Here is a 22,198-nt window from a genome sequence, read left to right on the forward strand (position 1 = left end):
GGCCCGCGGGCGGATCGACGAGGAGGTACACGATGGCCTGGGTCCGGCCCGGATGGACCGCCGTCGCCCTGCTGCTCGTCTACTTCGCGGTGCCGGTGACCTGGGACAGCTCTCCCACCCGGATCGGCATCAGCCTGGCCCTCACCGTCGCCGGGCTGGTCCTGCTGGCCGGCATGATGGTGCTGGAGCTGCGGGCGGTGAGGGACGGCATGACGAGGCGCAGTGACCGCGCGGTGGTCCTGATGCTCATGCTCGTCGTCGTGACGTCCGCGATGACCTTCTACCTGATGGAGCTGTCCGATCCCGATCAGATGTCCGGGCTCCGGACGCGCACCGACGCGCTCTACTTCACGTTGAGCACCATGGCCACCGTGGGCTACGGCGACGTCCACGCGACAGGGCAGGCGGCTCGGGCACTGGTCTGCGCGCTCATCGTCTTCACCGCTGTCGTCGTGGTCTCACTGGTTCGGACCCACACCAGGCTCGGTCGGGCGCGGGACTGAGTACGCCCTCGTCACGTGTCGTCGAGGAGTCGTGCGTGGACGATGCCGGCGATGGCGGCACCGACGATCGGCGCGAGGATGAAGGCCCAGACCTGCGCCATCGCGTCGCTGCCGGCGAACCAGGCCACGCCGAGCGAGCGCGCCGGGTTCACGGAGGTGTTGCTGACCGGGATGCTGATCAGGTGGATGAGGGTGAGCGCCAGACCGATCGCCAGACCTGAGAAGCCCACGGCCGCCCGCCGCGACGACGCGCCCAGGATCACGAACAGGAAGAACGCGGTGAGCACCACCTCGGTCACCAGGACCGCCGCGAGCGAGTACCCGCCCGGGGAACGGTCGCCGTACCCGTTGCTCGCGAAGCCGCTCGCCACGGCGTCGAAGCCGGGCTGGCCGTTGGCGATCGCCAGCAGGAGTGCGCCGGCGATCGTCGCGCCGACGATCTGGGCCACGGCGTACGCAGGGACGTCGCGCCAGGCGAACCGGCCGGCCGTCGCCAGGCCGACGCTCACGGCCGGGTTGAAGTGTCCCCCTGAGATCGGCCCGAACGCGTAGGCGCCGGTGAGGACCGTGAGGCCGAAGGCGAAGGCGACACCGAGGGCCCCGACCGCCTGTCCGGCGAGGACGGCTGTCCCACACCCGCCGAGCACCAGCCAGAAGGTGCCGAGCGCCTCGGCACTCAGACGTTGCGCCGTGCTCGGGTCGTCCGTGCGTGCGTCATCCATCGTCTCTCCTCCCGGGTCCGTCCTGTCGATCGTCCGCTCAACCGAGCCGGGACGCCTCACCCACATTGGGTGAGACGACTCTCCGCGTGTGCTCGACGACGATCTGGGAGACACTTCGAGTGGCGGCCCTGGATGACAGGAGCACACGATGTGTCGTTGGCTGGCGTACTCGGGTAGCCCAATCCTGCTCGAGGAGCTGCTCTACCGACCATCACCGTCCCTGATCGACCAGAGCCTGCACGCGCAGATGGGGGCGGAGGCGACCAACGGCGACGGCTTCGGCGTCGGTTGGTACGGCTTGGACACCACCATGCGCGACATGCCGGACACGCGCGGTCCGGACGTCCCGGTCCTGTTCCGCGGCGTCGAACCCGCATGGAACGACCAGAACCTGCGCGAGCTCGCCCGATCGACCTCGTCCGGCCTGTTCTTCGCCCACCTGCGCGCGAGCACCGGTTCGCCCGTGCAGCAGACGAACTGCCACCCGTTCCGGCACGACCGGTGGCTGTGGATGCACAACGGCCTGATCCGGGACTTCGCGCTGCTGAAGCGCGACCTCGCCCTCGCGGTGGACCCGGCGCTCTACCCGTCCATCGAGGGATCGACCGACTCCGAGGTCATGTTCCACCTGGCCCTGACGTTCGGGCTCACGGACGATCCGGTGGCGGCCGTCGAACGGATGGTCGGCTTCGTCGAGGCGACCGGGCGCCGGCACGGGGTCGAGCACCCGGTGCAGATGACCGTGGCGACGTCGGACGGCGAGCGCCTGTGGTCGTTCCGCTACTCCAGCGAGCACCAGAGCCGGACGCTGTACGTCAGCGCCGCCATCTCCACGCTCCGCAACCTGTATCCGGACAATCCCGCGTTCGTGGGTCTGTCGGACGAGACCCGCGTCGTCGTGTCCGAGCCGGTGGGCAGCTTCGCCGGCGCCTGGCAGCCGTTCCCCGAGTCGAGCTACGGCATCGTCCAGCCCGGCGACGACGTGATCGGCGACTTCCGTCCACGTGAGCCGTGAGCGCGCGGCCGACGACAGGTCATGGAGTGAGGCCGTGCTGGCGCATGACCGTCTCGGGGTTCACCGGTGAGCCACCGGACGGCCTGACCTCCAGGTGAAGGTGCGGACCGGTCACGTTGCCGGTCGAGCCTGAGTATCCGATCACCTCTCCCGGCGAGACCTTGTCGCCGACGTTCACCACGATCCTGCTCTGATGGCAGTACCAGACCTCAGTGCCGTCGGCCAGCTTGATGACCGTCCGATTGCCGTAGGCGCCCGAGTAGCCTGCCGACGTGACCGTGCCCGAGGCCATCGCCACGAGCTTGGACCCCGACGGACCTGCGAAGTCGAGGCCGGTGTGTGCGCCACTCGACCACAGCGAGCTCTGCTGGCCGAACCGGGCGGTCAGGGTGTAGCCCTTGACGGGCATGACCCATCCGTTGCGACGCTTCTTCTCCAGCTTGGCCTGACGAATCTTCTCCAGCTTCGCCCGACGCTCCTTCTTCTTCACGAGCTCGGCAGCCCGGGCCGCGATGACCCGGTCGTTCTTGGTCACGGCAGCCTCACGCTGCTGGACCAGCTCGGCGGTCTCCCGCTCGATCGGAGGGCGGTCGTAGCTGCGACTCACGTCGACCTCACCGGCGTCCTCCGCGCGGTCGTCGTCTGCGCCGCCGCTCGTCGATGTCGGGTATCCCTGGCTGACCAGGGTGTGTCCCGCGGCGCTGGCCTCAGTCGTCGCGAACGAACCCAGGCCTGCGGCTACGAGGGCGACGACGCCCAGCATCGCGGGTGAGAGCTTGCTGGTTGCCACGATCCGGCGCCAACGGCTCGGCGTGCGGGTGGTCTTCTTGGTCGTCTCGTCGGGCTGTTGGGTGATTGCGTTCCAGATGATCGGGTAACTCCACTACGTCGGTTCACGCTTACCCATTCGACGGTAATCCGACGTTTCAAGGGTTCGCGGTGCCCCTCAGCGGCAAAATTCGCTGTCATTCGTGGTTTTCATCACGATGAGGGCATCTGCGCCGCGGGATCGAGCCGCGGCGCGCACATGATCACCATCACGCCGTGAAACTGCTCGAGACGCCCACTGCGCCCCGAACGACGCCCGTCAGCCGGCGGCGTTGGGCTCCGCGCCGAGCACCAGCAGCACCAGCTTGTCGCCCTTTTCCTTGACCTTGAGGGCGTACTCGGTGCCCTGGACATTGACCTCGAACGTCCCGTCGCCCGAACGGTAGGCGCGGTAGGCGGCCTCGCCGTCCTTGTGGGTCAGGGGCAGACCGTACGTGTCCCTGGCCTCGGTGACGAAGGCATCCACCCGCTTGTCGGAGTCGACCAGCACGGTGTCGGTCGAGCACACGAACGAGACCACGGCTGCTGCGAACGCGACCGCCAGCACGGCACCTGCGGCCCGCGACTGACCCTTCCTGAACAGGTGCAGGGCGGCCGCGACGCCGATCACGATCAGTGCCAGTGCCGCACCTACCAGCACGGCTGACAGATCCTCGTGACCGCCGGCGGTGAACACGTTCTCCATGGGTGTGGAACCTCTCGATGTGGTGGATGTCCGTCGTCGACGTTATCCGGTGCGATGAAGCACGACACGACGCGGTCCCCCACTTGGTGGTCAGGTCCCGGCGAGCACGTCCCGCCACGAGTACCGCGGCTCGAAGCCCAGGAGGTCGCGGGCCTTGTCGATCGCGTAGAACGTCTCGTCCGGCCCCATCCCGCGTCGCACCGGCACCCCGTCGTAGAAGCGGTCGCGTATCTCGTCCGTCGTCGCAGCCACGGACATGTCCGCGTTGGCGACATTGAAGACCTCGTAGCCCAGCCCGTCAGTCTCCAGGCACCGCTGCACCATCTGCCCGAGGTCGCGAGCGTCGATGTAGGCGAACACGTTGCGACGTCTAAGCGACGGGTCCTCGAGGAACGCCGGAAAGATCTCGGCGTACTCGTGCGGTTCGATGACGTTGTTGATCCGCAGGCCGTAGACGTCCGTCCCGGTGCGCGCCTGGAACGATCGCGCCGTGACCTCCCCCGCGACCTTCGACATCGCGTAGGCGTCCTCCGGCACCGTGGGGTGCTCCTCGTCGATGGGCACGTAGAGCGGACGGCGCTCGCCCTGGGCGAAGCAGATCCCGTACGTCGTCTCCGATGAGGCGAACACGATCTTGTTCACTCCCAGCCGGGTCGCCGCCTCGAGCACGTTGTAGGTGCTGAGGACGTTCGTCTCGTAGGTCGCGGCGTCCGACGTCAGCGCGATCCGGGGTACCGCCGCGAAGTGCACGACCGCGTCGTACGTGGGCTTCTCGGGCAGATCCAGCTCCTCGAGCGTCGCGAGCCCCGCGAGCGCCGAGTAGACCTCCCCGGCATCGGTGAGGTCGACACGCAGGTCGGCGACCCCCGGCTGACCCAGAGGAACAAGATCGATGTTGGTGACCTGATGGCCCTGCTCGACGAGATGGGCGACAACGTGCCTGCCGGCCTTGCCGCTGCCGCCGGTGAAGAAGATGCGCATGCCCCCAGTACTACCCCGTGGCGGATCCCCGACGCTGTGCTCAGGCGGCGACGTACTCCATGACGAAGTGGGTCGCGGGTGGGTGGATCTCGATGACGAGCGGCTCGGGTGGCGGTTTCGGTGGGCTGGTCGACCAGTGGAGCAGGCCGTGGCCCTTGAGGTTGTGATGTCTTCGACAGAGCGGCCCCATGTTGTCGCCACTGGTGGGACCAACCGGGTGCGGTATCCGGTGGTCGAGATCGCACCGCTCCGACGGCACCATGCACCCGGGTGCTTGGCAGACGCCGTGCAGGAACTGCAGCGCTAGAGCGAGGGAGTCAGGTGCGAACCGGCCCACGTACTCGTGGGAAAGGACGTCGTCGGTGACCGGGTCGACGACGATGCGGTGCCAAAACGTGCTGCCGGTCGCGATCACGTCCTCAAGCCACGGGGCGGGGACGGCCCATGTCCCGTCGGTGGATTCGGCAAACCCCGGTGCCGCACCAGCAAGGACGTCTGCCCCGACAGTGACCGCGATGTTCGCGTCAACCGCTGAGGTGACGGCCTCGGAGCTGGTGCACCAGGCGACCAGCAGGTCGGCCTCACGCTGGGCCACGGTGCGGTCATCGTCCGGGGCAGCCGGCTTGCGCGCCTCCTTGCGAAGACGCGCTTCGATGGCCGCTGCCTGGTGAGAAGGCAGGTAGGCGTTCAGCCAGGACATCGAGTCGTCACCATGAGTGACCGTCACGCGCCGATCGGCGCGCTCGGTCTCGGCCCGTTCGACGGCCAGATCAGCCTCGACCCGCTGGACGAACCGCCGCAACCACTGATGCAGCTCAGCCGCGGTATGGCTGGTCGCGTAGCCGATCACCCGACTCTCGAGTCGGGCGATGGACTCGTCGCGGTGCAGCTTCTCGATCGTCGCGCTGATGTCCCGGACCCGGGAGAAGTCGATCAGCCCGTCGACAAAGGAGGCCCACACGAGCGGTGTCTTCTCCCGCACCCGGTCAGCCACTGACAGCCGCAGGTGGATCTGCGCCTCCGACATCCCGGTCGCCTCACCAATCGTCAACGCGATCGCCGACCGCTCGATCTTGCGCCGCAGAGACGACTCGATCAGCGCAGTGCGAGCCATCTCCGCGTCGCGATAGTCGACCATCCGGCCGATCGCGTACGCCTCGGCTCGGGCCTGCCACCGCACGACATCGGACAGATCTTCTGTCGTCAGAGCTGTCGTGGTGGCCATACCTCAAACCTAGACGTGACCACCGACACCCCATCTGACGCGACTGAGCCAGCCGGGTCGATGGTCCGGCCGCACTCGACCATCACGACTCAGCCCTGCTTCGCATTCACCTCGTACGAGGTGTTGGTCGACTCGAAGAAGTTGACGAGCTGCAGCGTGTCGTTGGCCGTGGCCATCCACTTGGCCGGGTTGGCGACGTTGTAGTGCGGACCGAAGCCCAGCTCCTCGAGGCGCCGGTCGGCGAGGTAGCGGACGTACTGGTTGATGTAGTCGGCGTTGAGCCCGAGGATGCCGCTGGGCAGGAGATCGCGGTTGTACGCCTCCTCCATGTCGACGGCGTCGAGGATCATCTGCTGGATCTCGGCGGCGAACTCCTCGGTCGCGACGTCCGGGTTCTCGTCCAGCACCGTGAGGATCAGGTTGATGCCGAACTTCAGGTGCAGGCTCTCGTCCCGCACGATCCAGTCGACGAGCGAGCCGAAGTTGCGCAGCAGGTTCCGCTGCCGGAAGCTCAGCGCGACCATGAAGCCGGAGTAGAACCAGATGCCCTCCAAGATGACGTTGTACGCCACGAGGTTGCGGACGAAGTCCTGCTTGCCCTCGGTCGTCGTGATGTCGAGTGTCTGCTCGGTCATCCGCTTGATGTAGCGGACCTCGAACTCCTCCTTGGCCACCATCGAGGGCACCGTGACGTGGGAGTCGTACGCGGCCTCACGGTCGATCGGGAACGTCTCCAGGACGTACTCGAAGCTCATGCAGTGGTTGGCCTCCTCCCACATCTGCTTGGCGAGATAGAGGTGGCACTCGGCCGCGTTGACGTACGGGTAGACGCCGAACGCCAGCGCCTTGTTGACGAGCAGCTCGTTGGGGTTGAAGTAGCTCATCAAGAACGTCAGCGCATGACGTTCCTCATCGCTCATGCGCTCGAAGTCGGCCAGGTCCTCGCCGAGCTGGATCTCGTTGGGGAACCAGGTGTTGGCGACGGCCTGGTCGTACAGGTCCATGGCCCACTGGTAGGTCACGGGCTTGAGCAGCAGACCCTCCTCGATGCCAGTGCCCAGGATGCCGCGGCTCACTGGCACGACTCGCAGTTCAGTCGCTCCTGCGGGTCGACAGGGCAGGCGGCACCGTCGACGACGTCCACCTGCTCGAGCTCGACGACCTCTGCGGGGACGACGGCGGGAGCGGGGGCCGTGGCGACAGCGGTGCCGACAGCGCCGAAGCCCCTTCGGGCCGCTCCCCCGGCCGGCGTCGAGGCCGCAGCCTTGTTGACCTTGACGGTGCTCTGCTCGGCGGTGTGCCGCGGCATCATGTGCAGGTAGTACGTCGTCTTGACGCCCATGCGCCACGCCGCGGCGTAGAGCTCGACCATCTCGCCGACGTCACGGCTCTGCAGGTAGATGTTGCGGCTGATGGCCTGGTCGATCCACTTCTGCGCGCGGGCGGCGACGTTGACGAACGCGTACGGCGAGAGCTGGAAGCTCGTGCGGTAGATCTCCTGCAGCTCGGCCGGCACCCCGTCGACCTTCGACAGGTCGCCCTGGTGCCGCAGCAGGTCCTCACGGACGCTCTCCCACAGGCCTAGCGCCCGCAGGTCGTCGACCAGGTTCCGGTTGACCTCCAAGAACTTGCCCGAGCTGGTGGCCCGGCTGAAGATCTGGCTGAACTGTGGGTCGAGGCCGGGCGTCGTCCCGGCGACGAGCCCGATGGACGCGGTTGGCGCGATCGCCATGAGAGTGGAGTTGCGGATGCCCGCCTGGACCTTGCCACGCAGAGCGTCCCAGTCGAGGCGCGTCGTGCGGTCGACGTCGACGGGCACGCCGCGGTCGGCCTCCAACAGGTCGAGGGAGTCGATCGGCACCATGCCCTGGCTCCAGCGTGATCCCTCGAAGTTCGGGTAGGCGCCGCGCTCGCGGGCCAGGTCGGCCGACGCGTCGATCGCGTGCCAGCTGATGAACTCCATCACCTGGTCGATCAGCTCGTACGACTGCTCGGACTCGTAGGAGTAGCCGAAGCGCTCGACGACGTCCGTGAAGCCCATGACGCCGAGGCCGAGGGCGCGGTTGAGCTCGTTGGAGTGCTCCGACTCGGGCACCGACGAGATCGTGATGTCGATGAGGTTGTCGAGCTGACGGACGGCCAAGCGGGTCGACTCTGCCAGCCGCTTCCAGTCGACGCGGGCCTGCTGGCGGCGCCCGGTGACGTGACGGGACAGGTTGATCGAGGCGAGGTTGCAGACGGCGACGTTGTCGCGGTCCTGCGGCAGCGTGATCTCGGTGCACAGGTTGGACAGGTGGATCGTGCCGGTGTTGTGGTTCAGCGCCCGCGTGTTGATGGTGTCCTTCCACGTCAGCCACGGGTGCGAGCTGGCCTGCAGCGAGACCAGGATCGCGCGGAACTGCTCACGGGCGCGCATCTTCTTGTGCCGCAGCTGTCCCGCGTCGGCCATCGCGGCGTACTCGGCGTAGCGGGCCGAGAAGGCCGCGCCGTACAGCTCGACGAGGTCGGGAGCGTCGAGCGGGTCGAACAGGTACCAGTCCTGGTCGTCCTGCACGCGCTTCATGAAGTCGTCGCTGATCCACACCGCGGTGTTGGCGGTGCGGGTGCGTCGGTACGGGTCGCCGGAGTTGGCGCGCAGGTCGAGGAACTGGGCGAAGTCGAGGTGCCAGTTCTCCATGTAGAAGCACAACGCGCCGAACTTCTTGCCCCCGCGGCTGATGGCGCGCAGCGTCGAGTCGATCGTGTGCATGAACGGGATGGGCCCGGTCGAGGCGGTGTTGTTGCTGCGGATGGGCGATCCCTCGGCCCGCAGCTTGCTGACCGACATGCCGATGCCACCGGTGCCCTTGGTCAGCCACATGACGTCGCGGACGCTCTTGGCGATGTGCTCGATGTCGTCCTCCATCTGCATCACGAAGCAGTTGGAGAGCTGGCTGTACGCCGTCCCGGCGTTGACCAGCGTCGAGCCGGCCGCCAGGTACTCGAGGCGCGACATCTTGTCGTAGAACCCGACGGCAGCAGAGGTCGGATCGTCCTCGTTGAGCGACAGGCCCATCGCGACCCGCATCCAGAAGAACTGCGGCACCTCCAGCGGCGTCCCGTCGGGCTCGCAGATCATGTAGCGGGTACGCATGGTCTGCGCGCCGATGTAGCGGACGAGGTCGTCGCGGTCGGGGTCGAGGGCGGCGCCCAGCACCTCGAGGTCGAACAGCTCCGCCAGACGTGGGTCGAGCAGCTGCAGCTCGACGCCCCTCAGGACTGAGGCGACGAACGCCGGGCCGTGGAAGGCGTAGACCTCGTCGCGGGTGACGCCCTCGCCGAAGACCTTCTTGTAGAGGGTCTTGACCAGCAGGCGTGAGGCGATCGTGTCGAAGGCCGGGTCGTCCTTGACGTTCTGCAGGGCGACCTGCACGACGGCTTCGTCGAGCTCTTCGCTGGTGATGCCGTCGAACAGCGTGATCTCGAGCTCGGACTGCAGCTGCGTGACGCGGGCGACCTGGTCGTCGAGCCCGGCGCTCGCCTCCTCGATGGACCTGGCGATCTCGTAGCCGTCGTACGGTGCGCGCGTTCCGTCGCGCTTGATGACAGTGATGGTCATGCGGTTCACCCCTCGTGAACTGGTGCGTGGACGCAATCCGAGCTCAGGGGTGACGGAGACGGGACGACACAGCGACCCAGATCCCCTGACCTTCCCACGAGGTCGCGGACCCACACCGTCGTCTGGACGGTGCGGCACTGGCAGGTCTTCGGACTCATGGGCCAGGAGGTGCCGGAGCACCGCCGCCTACTGTTCGTCGCTTCCCAGGCCACAGAGTTGTCTGGAGGGCCAAGTGCTTGATGACGAAGGTCGTTCCCACTTACCGCTGCGGGGCAGTCCCGGATTCACACCGGGTTCCCTGTTGCCACGACTCCCCTGGCTGAGGAGCCGAACCAGCTGCGTCGACCACTCTATCTGGAAACAACAGTCTTGTAACTACCCAGATGTGGTGTTCTCCGACGGGACCGCCTGTGCCTCTCGCCACACCTGGCGCATCGTGAGGGGACCACTCAGCAACGGGATCAGCGCGAGAACGCGCGTCCTGGTGCCGAGGCCACGTCCGAGCAGGGCGGTGACGGCCACTGCGAGGTACAGGGCGCCGTGGATCGGCCCGAGCGCGCTCGTGACCGCCCGGTCGTGCACCGTCACCGCGTTCCCGAGCAGGACCACGACACTGATCAGCTCGAGGACCGACAGGAGGCTCAGCGTCCGCAGCAGCGGTCTCACACCTGCACCGATCCGGGTCGCACGATCATGAGCACGACCACCGCGACCCACAGCAGGTTGAAGACGCCGGCCATCATGCTGAGCCGCCGCAGCTGGGAGCCGTCATCAGGACGATCGAGGGCGGAGGACTGTGCCGGGACGACCTGCAGCGCGAGCAGGCCTCCCGCGACAGCAGTCAGCACCATCGCCACCACGACCCACACCTCGGTCGTCCGGCCCTGAACCATGGCCAGGACAAGTCCGACGACCGGCACGATGAGCGCCATCGCGGCGTAGCTGCGGGTGATGCGGTGCAGCACGCGCGCCGTGCCCGCGTCCCTGATCGCGGGGCGACCCGCCGGAGCATCGGTCGTGGGCGCATACCGCAGGAAGAGACTGGCCGCGACGGCCACCGGGCCGACGAAGAGGATGCCCGCCACCACGTGCACGGACAGCAAGAACGATTCCATGACCTTCAGCCTATCTGAAGGTTAGGGGCGTGCGGCGAACACCTCCGCCACGTGCGCCCGCAGCGCGTCGACCAGGCCGGGGTGCTGATCGGCGAACCGGGCGTCGATGTCGTCGACGACCTCCGCTGCCCGCGCCAGCAGCGCCTCGCCCTCAGCAGTCACCCGCAGGGCCGACGCGGACCCGGCGTGGGCGGTGTCGTCGTCGACGAGACCGTTCTGCACGAACCCCGCCACGGCCGTGTGGACGCTCTGCACCGTGATCCGGGACCGACGCGCGAGCTCGCTGAACGAGATGCCCGGCGTGCCGCGAATGTGTCCGAGAAGGCCGTACTTGCGGCTCGTGAGTCCCAACGCCTTGAGCTCGTCGGCAAGCGCAGCGTCCCACACCCGCGCCACCGTCAGGAGTGCGATGGTCGGGCTGAACGGCGGCGGCTCGGACATGTTCGAAGACTAGTCGCCGCCTCACCACGCCGAGCGTGGGTCAACCTGTTCCGCCGGCACCTGTCCTTCGAGGCGAGAGGCGCACGACGCGACCTCCGATGAACCACTCGGTGAGCACCCAGGAGCGATCCGTCGGGTCGACTGCGACGCCGTGGGGGCTGTTGAGCGCTCCGGGACGCACGTCGGGCCGGACCATGGCTCCGGCGGCCATCGCGTTGGGCCAACCGGGACGCCCGGGCTCCGCGGGCTGTTCAGCGACCCGGTCGACGACCGCGCCGTCGCGGTTGAGCACCACCAGGTCACCCCACAGCTCTGTGACGAGCAGGAGGTCGTCGTCGATCGCGAGCCCCGAGGGGCTCCAGACCTGGTCGGCGGCGAGCACCCTGCGGGTGCGTCCGTCGAGCCCTAGCTCGACGAGTCGCTGGTTGGCCCGGTCCGCCACGACAAGGACCGGCTCAGGGCCGCGTTGGTCCACGACGATGCCGTGCGGACAGTCGAAGGCCGTGCCGGAGTCGGCTCCGTCGACGGTGATCAGCCAGGACCCGTCCGGGGCGTAGGCGTGGACCAGGGACGCGCCGTATCCGTCGGCGACCCAGATCCGTCCGTCCTCGCCCTCGACCGCGAGGGCCGTCGGGCTCCAGCCCGTGTGCGCGTACGCCGGGTGGGCAGGTGCGTGAAGCTCGTGGACGACGTCTCCGTCGGGAGTCACGGCAACGAGTCGCCCCTGCACCCGGTGGTCGAGGTACGCCGGGCTGGCCGGGACGTACTTGTGGCCGTGGTCGACGAGCCAGAAGACGTCGCGGCCGTCGATGACGTCGCGCACGATGCCGTGCAGGTCCGTGGTGGGCGTCGCCACCCGGCGCAGCTCCGCGCCGTCACGATCGAGGAAGACCATCGCGTCCCCCTCGGGTGAAGCCACGACCACCTCGCCGCTGTCGGTCACCGCGATCCCGGAGTGCATCCACGCAGGGCTCGAGGTGCCCCGAGGGAGCAGCTCAGTCCATTCACGTTCCTCGGCGCCGATGGAGACCTTCACAGGTCCAGGACCAGTCTTGGCGAGCAGGAGCGCGAGACGCAGACCATCATGCAGTCGTTGCGCCGCTGCTCCGCCGGCGTCAGGACGGAGTCGCGGTGGTCCGGCACGCCGTCCAGCACCTGCGTCTCGCAGGTCCCGCACGTCCCTTCGCCGCACGAGGTCAGCACGACGACGCCCGCGTCGTCCAGCACCTCCACGACGCTGCGGTCCGTGGGGACGGTGAGCACTCGTCCGGACCGTGACAGCTCGACCTCGAACGGTTCGTCCAGGGCGGGAGCACCCACGGGCTTGGCAGCGAACCGCTCCAGGTGCAGGGCGTTCTCCGGCCACACCCGGCACCGCTCCTCGACGGCGTCCAGCAACGGGGAGGGCCCACACACGTAGACGAGGGTGTCGGCGCGCGGTTCGCCCAGCAGCGAGTCCAGATCGATGTGGCCACGCTCGTCCTGGGGCCACAGGACGACCCGGTCACCGTACGCAGCGAGCTCGTCCAGGAAGGCCATGGTCGCCCGGGTCCGCCCGCCGTACACGAGTGTCCAGTCCGCGCCCGCGGCCTCGGCCTGGGCGATCATCGGCAGGATCGGCGTGATGCCGATGCCGCCGGCGATGAAGACGTACTGCGGCGACTCCTCGAGCGCGAAGTGGTTGCGCGGCCCGCGGACCTCCACCCGGCTGCCGGCTCGCAGACTCGTGTGCACGAACGTCGAGCCTCCGCGCCCGTCGGGCTCGTGGAGGATCCCGACGCGGTAGCAGGAGCGATCGGCCGGATCCCCGCTGAGCGAGTACTGCCGCACCAGGCCGTCCCCGAGGACGAGGTCGACGTGCGCGCCGGGTTGCCATGGCGGCAGGTCCGAGCCGTCCCTCGACGTCAGGGTCAGGGCCACCACCTGGTCGGAGACCTCGACCCGCTCCTCGACCACCATCGGCAGGGAGGTCGGAGCGTGCCGATGATCCGCGCTCGGCACGGACGACTGCGCCGCGGAGGCGTGCGCCGGGTCGAACTCGATGTCGAGATGGTCGAGCACCGCCATGTTGGGCGTGGACGGGTAGCGCTCGACGCGGCCGGAGATGCGGTACTCCCCCAGGCGGGGCAGCACCTCCTCCAGCGCGACTCGCGCTTCCAGCCGTGCGAGCGGGTTGCCCAGGCATCCGTGCAGGCCCTCGCCGAAGCCGAGGTGGCGGACGTTGGGTCGCAGTGCGTCGAACTCGCCCGCGCGCTCGTACTGCCGCGGGTCGTGGTTGGCGGCGCCGATCACCATCGCCACGCGGTCACCGGCCGGGATGGTCACGCCGTGCAGCTCGACGTCGCGGGTCGCGGTCCGCACCGTCAGCTGCAACGGCGTCCGGAACCGGAGCCCTTCCTCGACCGCGTTGCGGATCAGGCTCGGGTCCTCGCGCAGGGCGCGTTGCTGGTCGGGGCGCGCAGCGAGCTCCTGGAACAGTGTCGACAGCAAGCCCGCGGTGGTCTCGATGCCGGCGAGGTACAGGCCGAACACCAGTCCGACGATCTCTGAGGCCTGCTCGATCTCCGGCTCGGCGAGCGGGATGCCGTTGATCTCCGCCTGCACGACGTGGGTCAGCAGGTCGTTCCTCGGATGGACGCGGCGTTGCATGAGCAGGTCGGCGATGTACTCGCGTGAGCTGACGGTGGAGTGGATGGCCAACGGCGTGAGTGTGTCGTCGTCCGGGACCCGGTCCTTCAGACCGTGCGACCAGGTGATGAGCTGTTCGCGGTCGTCTCCGTCGGGCAGACCGAGGAAGTCGAAGAACACCTCGTAGGGCAGTGGCCACGACAGCTCCTGAGCCAGATCGGCCGTCCCGCGATGGGCGAAGCCGTCAACCATCCGGCGGGTGATGCGCCGGACGTCGTCCTCGAGCCGAGCGATGCTGCGCGGCATGAACAGTCGCTGGACCACGTTGCGGATCTCGTCGTGGCGTGGGTTGTCCAGGTTGGGGATGTTGCCCTCGCCGCCCTGGTCGTTCGTCGCGTCGAGGTCGATGCCCGGATGGTTCTTGAACGTCTCCGGGTCCAGCAGCGCGGCGCGGACGTCGTCGTACCGCGACAGTGCCCAGAAGCCCCACTTCTCGCTGCGGTAGACGGGGGCGTCCTCCCGAAGGCGTTCGTAGACCGGAAACGGGTCTTCCTGGAACGCGACGCTGAAGGGGTCGTAGACGACGCTCGAGACGTCCTGCTGCGTGGTCACCGGTCGTTCTCCTTCTCTGGTGGCGTCAAGGTCGCGGGTGCGCGCCGGTCTATCGGGTGCCGTTCGCGGCGTACTTCGCGATGGCCTTGGCGTTCGAGGAGTCGACGAAGGCGGGCCCGGAGTAGATCGGCTGGCCGCCACCGAGGTCATTGCCGTTGACGCTCTTGAGATACAGGACCGAGATGCCCTCGAACCCCTGCACGAACGGCTGCTGGTCGACAGCCCACTGGATCTCGCCGGCCTCGATGCCCGCCAGGACGTCCTCGGACAGGTCGAACGTGACGACCTTCGCGTCACTGCCTGCGTCCTTGACCGCTGCCACGGCGTCGATGGCCTGCTGGCCGCCGAGCGTGAGGATGACGTCGATGTTCTTGTCGCTCTGCAGCCGCGTGGTGATCGTCGTGGTGACCTGGCTGTCGTCCGTGCCGTCGACCTGAAGGTTCTTCATCGTGCCGCCCATCGCGCCCTTGGCAGCGGCGCACCGCTCCTCGAGGTTGACGGCACCTGCGACCTGGATGACGCAGACGGCGTTCGAGAAGCCGTCCTTCTTCATCCGAGCGCCGACCGCCTCGCCCGCGAGGGTCTCGGACTGTCCCACGTGGGTGATGGCTCCGAAAGCTCTCGACTGGTCCTGCCCGGCGTTCACGGTCACCACGGGGATGCCCGCCGCGACAGCCTTCTCGACGCTGCTCTTGACGCCGTCGGGGTTGGCCATCGAGACCACGAGCCCGTCGACCCCGTCCGCGACGGCGCTGTCGATGAGGTTGGACTGCTCGGCAGGATCCGGGTCACCGGAGTACGTCATCGTGAGCCCGTAGTCGTCCGCGGCCCGCTCGGCGCCGGACTTGACCCGGTCCCAGAACGCGTCGCCGGGCGGCGCGTGCGTCACGACTGCGTAGGTCAGGTCGAGGTCCTTGGAGTTGGCGGGGCCCTCGCTCTTGCCGGTGCCGCTGCACGCGGTCACCGCCAGCATCCCTGCGGCGACTGCACCGATCATCGCGATCTTCTTCATCATCACTCGTCTCTAGTCAGTGAGCCTGCCGATCCCGGTCCGACCTTTGTCTAGACATTCGGCGCAACTCTGGAGCGCTCCAAAACGTACGCTGTGATGCAGGACACGTCAACCCCTGCCAAGTGAGAACTGCTACCTGGCGGCTGGACGAGTCGTCGACCGCACGATCAGCGACGGGGTGAGCAGCAGCGTGGACGCCTCCGTCATGGCTCCCCCGATCCGGTCGAGGAGAACCCGGGCGGTCTCACGTCCGACGTCCAGGCTCCGGTCGTCGACCGTGGTCATGTCGAGGTACGCGGCCTGGGCGATCAGCGAGTTGTCGTACCCCACGATCGAGACGTCGTCCGGCACCGACAGACCCACCTCGCGCAGAGCGCCCATGCACCCCAGCCCCATCGCGTCGTTGGCGGCGAAGATCGCGGTCACGTCGCGGCGGGCGGCGAGCAGCTCGCGCGTCGCCACGGTCGCGGCCTCGTCGTTGGTGGGGTTGCCGTGCCCGACGACCAGCGGCTCGAGACCCGCTTCGGTCATCGTGGCCTCGTACGCCTCGCGCCGGACCTGCGCCGCGCCCCCTTCGCCGGTGACGTGCGCGATGCGGGTGTGCCCGAGCTCGATGAGGTGCCTGGTGGCGAGCCTCGCCCCCGAGCGATCATCGTTGGCCACCTTCGCAACACCGTCAGGATGCGGTCCACGCTCGCCGGCGACGACAGCGGGGATCCCGTGCAGGCCCGTCAGCACGTCCGGCGGATCCAGGGCGAGCACCAGCCCCTCCACGCGCATCGACACGAACGCGTCGATCGCGTCGCGACCGGGGGACATCGTCATCTGCCTGTCCCCCATCAACACCTGCAGTCCCTCGGGCTTCAGCACTTCGCGCAGGCCCTGCAGCAGATCGACGAACCACAGGTTGGCGAAGTCCTCCACGACCATGCCGATCGTCCTGGTCCGTGTCCCCGCCAGCGACGCGGCCGCCGAGCTCGGTCGGTACCCGAGCTCGTCGATCGCCTCCAGGACCGCGCGCCGCCGGCGTTCACTCACGGTGCCGGGCTCGCGCAGGACCAACGAGACCAAGGACTTGGACACCCCAGCACGAGCCGCCACGTCGTAGATCGTCGGGCGCGAGGAGTTCGTCACGTCGCCATCGTCCCACTTGAGGACGGCGAGCTGGGGCAAGACGGCTTCAGCGACACGACGGAGACTTCTAGAGGGCGAGAGGCACGTGGTGAAGGTCTTCGACGACGGTGACTCGGCCGCCATCGCCGGGATCGGGATCCGGCACGATCGATTCCGGGTCCACCAGGTAGACGTCGTGGCCGTCCAGGGTGAGCCGACGCGTGACCTCGAGCAGCATGCGTCGTGCCACGTCGTCGATCGAGTAGACCATGGTGAGATCCAGAGCCACCCTGGTCTCGGGGAACACGCCAGCAGCTTCACGGACGATTCGTTCGGCGCCGGCGAAGCGGATTCCCCCTTGCAGCTGGATCACCCGGACGGCATCCGATCGGTCGCCATCGACGCGGTTCGATCGCACGACCGAGGGCGCAGACTCCGGCACCTCCATCACGTGCAGGCCCGCGTCGGACGAGAACTGTTCGAACAAGGACACCCCCCGCACGCTGTTGCCATGCGCGTCCAGCCGTGGTGAGAACGTGGCGATGCCGATCTGTCCGGGCAATGCGCCGATGAGCCCGCCAGCCACGCCGCTCTTCGCCGGGATGCCGACGTGTGTCGCCCAGTCCCCTGCGGCGTCGTACATTCCGCAGGTGGCCATGACGCTGAGCACCTGACGCACGACCGGTCGATGGACCACCTGCTCACCCGAGAGCGGATTCACCCCGCCGTTGGCAAGCGTCGCGGCCATGACGGCCAGGTCCCGCACGGTGACGAGCACGGAGCACTGCCGGACGTAGCCCTCGACGACGGCCGTGGGGTCCTCGGTGAGGATGTCGTAGCTGCGGAGCATGTGCGCGATGGCAAGGTTGCGGTGCGCGTGCCTCATCTCGGACGCGCACACCGCCTCGTCGATCGCCAGCCGTCGGCCGGCGAACGCGGACAAGCCGTCGATCACTCGCTCGACCCGCCCTGCCGGATCCAGCCCTGGCGGGCCGGCCAAGGAGTGTGCGGTGATCGCGCCGGCGTTGATCATCGGATTGAGCGGGCGCCCACTCCCACGTTCGAGGGAGATCTGGTTGAAGGCCTCCCCCGACGGCTCGACGCCGACCTTGTCGAGCACCGGATGGAAACCGCGATCAGCCAGCGCAAGCGCATACGTGAACGGTTTGGAGATCGATTGGATCGTGAACTCGTGGTCGATGTCGCCGGCGCCGTAGATCGTGCCGTCCAGAGTGGCGAAGACGGCACCGAGGCGATCAGGGTCTGCTCCCGCGAGCTCGGGTATGTATGCCGCCAGCTCTCCCGAGACGTCCGGCTCGACATCAGCGAGCGCATCGGTCAGGTAGTCGGGAATGATGGGTCGCACCGGGCCTCCTCCGTCATGCTTCGCCTCGTGCAGCCCGGGTGACCACGGCGATGTCGGCAGGGGTTGGTCTGCGGAACACTCCGCCTCTCGCGGTGAACTCGCTGCCGTGCGTCCTCAGGTGCCGCGCGAAGACCGGACACACCGGCACGACGGTGACCTTGCTGCGGATGCTGTCGTCGAGCGCCGCCCGGACCAGCAACCCCGCCAGGCCGCGTCCACCGAACTCGTCGTCCACCTCGGTGTGGAAGAAGATCCGGTCATGGCCGGTCCCGGGGGAATCGATGAAGTCGGCACGTCCCACAGCCGGCTCGCCCTCCGGGCTCACCGTGTACGAGCTGACCGGGGTGTCGATCTCCAGCTCGACCGTCATGGTCGCACCGCGCTTGTCCTTGAGTGTCGTGATCATCTACTTGTCCTTCGCCGGCTCAGGGACGCCGTACACGAGGTGGCACGGACGTCGTCCAGCGCGAACCGGGCGATCGCCGAGCCGACGCCCTTGCCCTCGATCCGTGGGTGCACCTCGGTGTGCGTGAAGACGATCAGCTCATCGGTCACGATGTACTCGACAAAGCCTGCGACCTCACCGTCGATGCTCGCCTGGTAGCGCAGGCGGGACGGGTCCGGGAGAACCTGGATGGCTGTCATGTGTGCGTCCTCCTGGTAGTGGTGGTTGAGGCGGTCACGGCGCATCGATCAGGACGTAGAGGCTGGTGATCAGGTCGCCACGGGTGACGATGCTCTCGACGGCGCTCATCGGTCCGCCGAGAAGGCGAGCAGCGCGTCATTCACGTCGTCGGCGTGCGTCCAGAGCAGCCCGTGCGGCGCACCCTCGATCTCGAGGTACCGGGCGTCCGGGAGGAGCTGCCGGAACCGACGCGACGTCGCATCGATCGGCAGGATGTTGTCCGCGGTGCCGTGCAGGATCAAGACCGGCTTGCCGCTCGCACGGACCGCCTCGATGTCCGGCCGGAAGTCCTCGAGCCAGGACGGAACGACGGCGTGGGCGGCGACCGGAGCACTGGAGATCGCGACGTTCCAGCTGCCAGTCACCGCATCCTGGCTGATCCGGGTCCCGAGGTTCTCGTCAAGGTTGTAGAAGTCAGCGAAGAACTGGGTGAACCAGGCATAGCGGTCAGCCTTCGCCGCGGCCTCGATCCCGCTGAAGATCTCCTGCGGCACTCCCTCGGGGTTGTCATCACCGGCGAGAAGGAAGGGCTCCAGCGAGGCGAGGAAGGCGAGCCGCGCCACCCGCTCGGGCCCGTACGTCGAGACGTAACGGGCCAGCTCTCCTGTACCCATCGAGAAGCCGACGAGGATGACGTCGCGCAGGTCGAGCGTCCGCAGCAGGACGTCCAGGTCTGCGGCGAACGTGTCGTAGTCATAACCCGTGCCGACCTTCGAGGACTGGCCGAAGCCGCGCCGGTCGTAGGTGATGACGCGGTATCCGGCAGAGAGCAGCGTGCGCGTCTGGCGCTCCCAGCTGTGCCCGCTCAGCGGATAGCCGTGGATGAGGACCACGGGTTGTCCCCCGCCCTGATCCTCGTAGTAGAGCTCGACCGGCGTGCCGCTCTCGTCCCCAACAGTGATGAGTCCCATGATCGTCTTCCCTCTCTCGTTGATCTGCTGTCGGTCAGCAGTCGACTGCGGCCACCTCGGCGTGGCCGCTCATGGCTGGTGCTGTGCGTGGGCCGCGGACGATGCCTTCGGCCGCGGACCCCAGGGCCTCGCTGAAGGCCCGCGCGCTCCGGAACCGATCGGTCCGGGACTTGGCGAGAGCTTTGGCGAGCACGGCGTCGAGCCGGGCGACATCGGTGCTGGCCGGCGCAGGTTGCTCATGGACGTGTTGGTAGGCGACCGAGATCGGGTCACCGACGAAGGGAGGCCGTCCGGTCAGCAGCTCGTAGAGCAGGCAGCCCGCAGAGTAGATGTCGCTGCTGATGTCCGCCGTCTCACCGAGCGCCTGCTCCGGTGAGAGGTACGACGGCGTGCCCAGCACGGCCTGCGCCTGGGTGATCATCGGTGCCAGGTCACCGCTGGCGCGCGCGATCCCGAAGTCGACGAGCTTGACGGCCCCTTCGGACGTGATCATCACGTTGGCCGGTTTGATGTCGCAGTGGACGACGCCGGCGCGGTGACTGAACTCGAGTGCCGAGAGCACGCCGAGCTGATACTGGACCGCACTGGCGAGCGTGAGCTCCCCGAGCCGCAACACGTCGCGCAGGGTCTGCCCGTCGACATGCTCCATGACGATGAACGGGACGCGCACGGTTGCGTGGGAGCCGTCCTCGATCACGTCGGTTCCCGTGTCGAAGATGCAGACGATGGCGGGGTGGCACAGGCCGACCATCGTCTGCGCCTCGCGCCGGAACCTGGATCGGAACAGGGGGTCCTTGGCGAGGTGCCGGTGGAGCACCTTGATCGCGACCCGACGGCCCGAGCGGAGGTCGCGACCCGCATGGACCACCGCCATCCCGCCACGACCGATGACGTCACCCAGCTCGTAGCGCCCGCCCAGCAGCGACGTCGGCCTCATCGGCGTGGCTCCCACTGGAAGAACCGCGTGGCCAGCGCGACGGCGGCAGCGACCCAGCCCACGGTCGGGATCAGGAGCAACAGGGACTGGTCGAGAGGGACACTGCCCTCCCATGCATTGACGACCAGCTCGGTGGCCGACCCTCCCGGCAGCAGTCGTTTGAGCTGGGCGAGGTTCTCTGTACCGGTGATCCCGACCCAGCTCGCTACCGCAATCACCGCGAGAGTGACCGGCAGCGTGGTCACCTGGGCGTGCTCGGGCGAGTTCGTGAGCCCCGCGGTGGCCAGCGCAAGAGCGACCATCATCGACGTGGTGGCCAGGACGGCCACCACGAGCAGCCAGGTGTGGACCGGGCTGGTGGCGACCACGCCGAGCACGGCCAGCATCGCGCCGACCTGCAGGAGGGCCACGAGCGTCAGCGGGGCGAGGAGCCCGGCCAGGATGTTCACGTCACTCGCAGCGGTGGACCGCAGCCGCTTGAGGAAGAGGTCCTGCCGGCGGGAGGCCAACGTGGTCACCGCCGTGGTGTAGAGCCCGAGGGCCATCACGACGAACATCATGATCGCCGCGACGTAGCCGAGGCTTCCCAGGTCGAGGAACGTCTGGCGCTGGTGCACGACGTACACGCTGAAGGCGACCGGGATGATCAGTCCGGTCACCAGGACCAGCCTGTTGCGGAAGATCTGGATCAGTTCGGTGCGGGCAATCTCGATCATGGCGGAGCTCCTTCGTGGCACGGGGTGGGTCGGAGTGCTCAGGCGGCGGCGTCGAGGGTGCGGAAGACGTCGTCGAGACGGGTTGGTCCGGCTTCCAGCTGCTGCAGCTCCACGCCGGCCCGCTGCGCCCAGTCCAGGAGCCGGTGGAGGTCACCCTGCAGGTCGAAGGTCTCGACGTGGAAGGCACCGTTGCGGGCACCGAGGACCGGCGGTTCGGGGTCACCCGGAGCCAGCGCGAAGCTGATCTTCGACGGCAGGGTTTGTGTGAGCTCCTCGACGGTGCCCTCTCGCCGGAGGGTGCCTCGGTGCATGAGCCCGACGCGGTCGGCGCGCTGCTGCGCCTCCTCCAGGTAGTGGGTGGTCAGGACGACCGTGGATCCCTTGTCACGAAGCTGGTCCACGGCGGCCCAGAGCGCATCCCGGGACTGGATGTCCAGGCCTGCCGTGGGCTCGTCCAGGATGATGAGCTCCGGCGCCCCGAACACGGCAGTGGCGAAGTCCAGGCGACGCTTCTCGCCGCCGGAGAGCTGGGAGACCCGGGTGTCCCGCTTGCGAGTCAGCCCAGCCATCCCGAGCACCCGGTCGAGGTCGTCGTGCCTTCCGCTCAGCGCGCCGATCAGACCGACGGAGTCCCGGACCGTCAGATCGCGAGCGAAGCCGCTCTCCTGCAGCATCATTCCCATGCGCGGACGTACCGCGCTCCGGTTCTGCGGGCTCTCCCCGAACACCCGCACCGCGCCCGATGTGACCGGGCGGTGACCTTCGACGACCTCCAGGGTGGACGTCTTGCCGGCTCCGTTCGATCCGAGCAACGCGTAGAGCTCACCCCGCTTCACGTGGAAGGACAGGTCGCGGACGGCGGCGAAGTCGCCATAGGCGACGCTGAGACGGTCGACCTCGATGACGTGATCGGCGGACATGGTGGGCTCCTTGCCTGCGCACCGGCGGGTCCCGGTGCTGTGTCATCAGATTCGCCCAGGTGGACACGCTGTCGCATCGGTGAAAACCTCGGTGTTGTCGGCGGCTGCCCGCCCCCTCTTGCGGCGAAATCGCAGCGGGAGGCGGCTCGCGTAGGTGATAATCGCCTAGTCCGCACGTCACGAGA

At 68.0% G+C, this 22,198-nt stretch carries 23 protein-coding genes and 1 riboswitch; of the genes, 2 read left to right on the top strand and 21 right to left on the bottom strand.

All coding sequences use genetic code 11. From position 1 onward, the window contains the following. Positions 1–32 precede the first annotated feature (32 nt). Positions 33–503 (top strand): potassium channel family protein, encoded by a 471-nt coding sequence (locus GEV27_RS10180; RefSeq protein WP_194944179.1) that lies wholly within the window; start codon positions 33–35, stop codon positions 501–503. 11 nt (positions 504–514) lie between these two features. Here the strand turns inward: GEV27_RS10180 and aqpZ are convergent, their stop codons facing one another. After that, positions 515–1,225, bottom strand: coding sequence for an aquaporin Z (gene aqpZ / locus GEV27_RS10185; protein ID WP_153652637.1), 711 nt, complete (start codon positions 1,223–1,225; stop codon positions 515–517). Between the two features lie 148 nt (positions 1,226–1,373). On the opposite strand from aqpZ, the gene GEV27_RS10190 reads away from it, so the two are divergent. After that, positions 1,374–2,240, top strand: a complete 867-nt coding sequence (locus GEV27_RS10190; RefSeq protein ID WP_153652636.1) for a class II glutamine amidotransferase — start codon at positions 1,374–1,376, stop codon at positions 2,238–2,240. A 19-nt stretch (positions 2,241–2,259) separates the two neighbouring features. Here the strand turns inward: GEV27_RS10190 and GEV27_RS18260 are convergent, their stop codons facing one another. The 20 genes from GEV27_RS18260 to GEV27_RS10290 form a co-directional block, all read right to left on the bottom strand. Then, on the bottom strand, positions 2,260–3,030 hold the full coding sequence (locus GEV27_RS18260; protein ID WP_208430827.1) for a M23 family metallopeptidase: 771 nt from the start codon (positions 3,028–3,030) through the stop codon (positions 2,260–2,262). 297 nt (positions 3,031–3,327) lie between these two features. Next, a complete protein-coding gene (locus GEV27_RS10200) occupies positions 3,328–3,753 on the bottom strand; it encodes a hypothetical protein (RefSeq protein WP_153652635.1) in 426 nt (141 codons plus the stop codon). A gap of 90 nt (positions 3,754–3,843) precedes the next feature. Next, entirely contained in the window at positions 3,844–4,734 is an 891-nt protein-coding gene (locus tag GEV27_RS10205; protein WP_153934190.1) for an NAD(P)-dependent oxidoreductase, read from the bottom strand. Between the two features lie 40 nt (positions 4,735–4,774). Beyond that, complete coding sequence (locus tag GEV27_RS10210) at positions 4,775–5,959, bottom strand: HNH endonuclease signature motif containing protein (RefSeq protein WP_153934191.1); 1,185 nt, start codon at positions 5,957–5,959, stop codon at positions 4,775–4,777. Between the two features lie 89 nt (positions 5,960–6,048). Beyond that, positions 6,049–7,035, bottom strand: coding sequence for a ribonucleotide-diphosphate reductase subunit beta (locus tag GEV27_RS10215; protein WP_309222233.1), 987 nt, complete (start codon positions 7,033–7,035; stop codon positions 6,049–6,051). After that, entirely contained in the window at positions 7,032–9,557 is a 2,526-nt protein-coding gene (locus GEV27_RS10220; protein ID WP_153934192.1) for a ribonucleoside-diphosphate reductase subunit alpha, read from the bottom strand. Before GEV27_RS10220 ends, GEV27_RS10215 begins: the two co-directional genes overlap by 4 nt. 121 nt (positions 9,558–9,678) lie before the next feature. Further along, positions 9,679–9,909, bottom strand: a riboswitch (cobalamin riboswitch). Positions 9,910–9,932: 23 nt separating this feature from the next. Next, on the bottom strand, positions 9,933–10,223 hold the full coding sequence (locus GEV27_RS10225) for a hypothetical protein (RefSeq protein WP_228765147.1): 291 nt from the start codon (positions 10,221–10,223) through the stop codon (positions 9,933–9,935). Continuing rightward, positions 10,220–10,672, bottom strand: a complete 453-nt coding sequence (locus GEV27_RS10230; RefSeq protein WP_153934193.1) for a hypothetical protein — start codon at positions 10,670–10,672, stop codon at positions 10,220–10,222. Before GEV27_RS10230 ends, GEV27_RS10225 begins: the two co-directional genes overlap by 4 nt. A gap of 21 nt (positions 10,673–10,693) precedes the next feature. Continuing rightward, positions 10,694–11,113: a MarR family winged helix-turn-helix transcriptional regulator gene (locus tag GEV27_RS10235; protein ID WP_153934194.1), complete on the bottom strand. Its 420-nt coding sequence runs from the start codon at positions 11,111–11,113 to the stop codon at positions 10,694–10,696. A 40-nt stretch (positions 11,114–11,153) separates the two neighbouring features. Further along, positions 11,154–12,149: a hypothetical protein gene (locus GEV27_RS10240; protein WP_153934195.1), complete on the bottom strand. Its 996-nt coding sequence runs from the start codon at positions 12,147–12,149 to the stop codon at positions 11,154–11,156. Beyond that, entirely contained in the window at positions 12,146–14,353 is a 2,208-nt protein-coding gene (locus GEV27_RS10245) for a cytochrome P450 (protein WP_309222159.1), read from the bottom strand. The genes GEV27_RS10240 and GEV27_RS10245 overlap by 4 nt, the downstream gene beginning before the upstream one ends. A gap of 49 nt (positions 14,354–14,402) precedes the next feature. Then, positions 14,403–15,368 carry a substrate-binding domain-containing protein gene (locus tag GEV27_RS10250; protein ID WP_228765148.1) on the bottom strand — a complete coding sequence of 322 codons (966 nt, stop codon included), beginning with the start codon at positions 15,366–15,368 and terminating at the stop codon, positions 14,403–14,405. Between the two features lie 129 nt (positions 15,369–15,497). Then, complete coding sequence (locus tag GEV27_RS10255; RefSeq protein ID WP_309222160.1) at positions 15,498–16,499, bottom strand: LacI family DNA-binding transcriptional regulator; 1,002 nt, start codon at positions 16,497–16,499, stop codon at positions 15,498–15,500. A gap of 67 nt (positions 16,500–16,566) precedes the next feature. Then, positions 16,567–17,844, bottom strand: coding sequence for a glutaminase (locus GEV27_RS10260; protein WP_309222161.1), 1,278 nt, complete (start codon positions 17,842–17,844; stop codon positions 16,567–16,569). 13 nt (positions 17,845–17,857) lie between these two features. Continuing rightward, the gene (locus tag GEV27_RS10265) at positions 17,858–18,250 is read right to left on the bottom strand and encodes a GNAT family N-acetyltransferase (RefSeq protein ID WP_153934199.1); all 393 of its coding nucleotides are present in this window, start codon (positions 18,248–18,250) and stop codon (positions 17,858–17,860) included. Next, on the bottom strand, positions 18,247–18,489 hold the full coding sequence (locus tag GEV27_RS10270) for a GNAT family N-acetyltransferase (RefSeq protein ID WP_153934200.1): 243 nt from the start codon (positions 18,487–18,489) through the stop codon (positions 18,247–18,249). Before GEV27_RS10270 ends, GEV27_RS10265 begins: the two co-directional genes overlap by 4 nt. A gap of 105 nt (positions 18,490–18,594) precedes the next feature. Then, positions 18,595–19,440: an alpha/beta fold hydrolase gene (locus tag GEV27_RS10275; protein WP_153934201.1), complete on the bottom strand. Its 846-nt coding sequence runs from the start codon at positions 19,438–19,440 to the stop codon at positions 18,595–18,597. Positions 19,441–19,474: 34 nt separating this feature from the next. Next, a complete protein-coding gene (locus tag GEV27_RS10280; protein WP_153934202.1) occupies positions 19,475–20,377 on the bottom strand; it encodes a protein kinase in 903 nt (300 codons plus the stop codon). Further along, positions 20,374–21,093: an ABC transporter permease gene (locus tag GEV27_RS10285; protein ID WP_153934203.1), complete on the bottom strand. Its 720-nt coding sequence runs from the start codon at positions 21,091–21,093 to the stop codon at positions 20,374–20,376. Before GEV27_RS10285 ends, GEV27_RS10280 begins: the two co-directional genes overlap by 4 nt. Positions 21,094–21,131: 38 nt before the next feature. Beyond that, positions 21,132–22,013 carry an ABC transporter ATP-binding protein gene (locus GEV27_RS10290; RefSeq protein WP_153934204.1) on the bottom strand — a complete coding sequence of 294 codons (882 nt, stop codon included), beginning with the start codon at positions 22,011–22,013 and terminating at the stop codon, positions 21,132–21,134. Positions 22,014–22,198 lie beyond the last annotated feature (185 nt).

This window comes from Aeromicrobium sp. S22 (assembly GCF_009661045.1).
Classification (GTDB): domain Bacteria; phylum Actinomycetota; class Actinomycetes; order Propionibacteriales; family Nocardioidaceae; genus Aeromicrobium; species Aeromicrobium yanjiei.

Coding starts and splice junctions, on each gene's coding strand:
- GEV27_RS10180 (WP_194944179.1), top strand. CDS start 33: ATGGCCTGGGTCCGGCCCGGATGGACCGCCGTCGCCCTGCTGCTCGTC.
- aqpZ (WP_153652637.1), bottom strand. CDS start 1,225: ATGGATGACGCACGCACGGACGACCCGAGCACGGCGCAACGTCTGAGT.
- GEV27_RS10190 (WP_153652636.1), top strand. CDS start 1,374: ATGTGTCGTTGGCTGGCGTACTCGGGTAGCCCAATCCTGCTCGAGGAG.
- GEV27_RS10200 (WP_153652635.1), bottom strand. CDS start 3,753: ATGGAGAACGTGTTCACCGCCGGCGGTCACGAGGATCTGTCAGCCGTG.
- GEV27_RS10205 (WP_153934190.1), bottom strand. CDS start 4,734: ATGCGCATCTTCTTCACCGGCGGCAGCGGCAAGGCCGGCAGGCACGTT.
- GEV27_RS10210 (WP_153934191.1), bottom strand. CDS start 5,959: ATGGCCACCACGACAGCTCTGACGACAGAAGATCTGTCCGATGTCGTG.
- GEV27_RS10220 (WP_153934192.1), bottom strand. CDS start 9,557: ATGACCATCACTGTCATCAAGCGCGACGGAACGCGCGCACCGTACGAC.
- GEV27_RS10230 (WP_153934193.1), bottom strand. CDS start 10,672: ATGGAATCGTTCTTGCTGTCCGTGCACGTGGTGGCGGGCATCCTCTTC.
- GEV27_RS10235 (WP_153934194.1), bottom strand. CDS start 11,113: ATGTCCGAGCCGCCGCCGTTCAGCCCGACCATCGCACTCCTGACGGTG.
- GEV27_RS10250 (WP_228765148.1), bottom strand. CDS start 15,368: ATGATGAAGAAGATCGCGATGATCGGTGCAGTCGCCGCAGGGATGCTG.
- GEV27_RS10265 (WP_153934199.1), bottom strand. CDS start 18,250: ATGATCACGACACTCAAGGACAAGCGCGGTGCGACCATGACGGTCGAG.
- GEV27_RS10270 (WP_153934200.1), bottom strand. CDS start 18,489: ATGACAGCCATCCAGGTTCTCCCGGACCCGTCCCGCCTGCGCTACCAG.
- GEV27_RS10275 (WP_153934201.1), bottom strand. CDS start 19,440: ATGGGACTCATCACTGTTGGGGACGAGAGCGGCACGCCGGTCGAGCTC.
- GEV27_RS10280 (WP_153934202.1), bottom strand. CDS start 20,377: ATGAGGCCGACGTCGCTGCTGGGCGGGCGCTACGAGCTGGGTGACGTC.
- GEV27_RS10285 (WP_153934203.1), bottom strand. CDS start 21,093: ATGATCGAGATTGCCCGCACCGAACTGATCCAGATCTTCCGCAACAGG.
- GEV27_RS10290 (WP_153934204.1), bottom strand. CDS start 22,013: ATGTCCGCCGATCACGTCATCGAGGTCGACCGTCTCAGCGTCGCCTAT.